Here is a 491-nt window from a genome sequence, read left to right as displayed (position 1 = left end):
GGCCATGGTCCGTTGCCCGCCGCCTTCCAGCGGGCGCGCCGCCGACCGACAAGCCCATGCCGCTCAAGGATCGCGCCAGCCGTCGAGGCCGACGGCCAGGCCAACTCGGGAGCGGTGCGCTTGAGCCGCGCCATGATCTTCTTCGGCCCCCACAGTGGATGTGCCTCCTTCGAAGCAACGATCCGCTCCACCAGATCCACCGCCGTCGCCCGGCCATGATTGAGCGGCGCCCGCGGCCGGTCATGCAGACCTTCCGGGCCGAACTCCCGGTACCGTCCCAGCCATTTGTAGCCGATCTTGCGCGATATGCCGAAGTCAGCACAAAGCTGCGTCATCGTCTCATCACCCGCCAGGCACTCCACAACAAACCGAAGCCGCTCATCCATGATGCCAGTCTCTCGCCAAACCATCGCCGGTCCTCCCGGCGAAGGAGAAAACTGTCACCCATGCAATCAGTCCATTCTGTTACCTATCTATCCGGTTCGGACACC

1 protein-coding gene is annotated in these 491 nt (G+C 64.2%); it reads right to left on the bottom strand.

The features are described 5' to 3' along the window. Positions 1-410, bottom strand: a 410-nt coding sequence (locus X773_RS0140705) for a helix-turn-helix domain-containing protein (protein WP_031213505.1), incomplete at its 3' end; no start/stop codon positions are given. Positions 411-491: the final 81 nt, after the last annotated feature.

This window comes from Mesorhizobium sp. LSJC280B00, from assembly GCF_000502835.1.
GTDB lineage: Bacteria > Pseudomonadota > Alphaproteobacteria > Rhizobiales > Rhizobiaceae > Mesorhizobium.
This window is presented reverse-complemented; position numbering and strand designations above follow the sequence as displayed.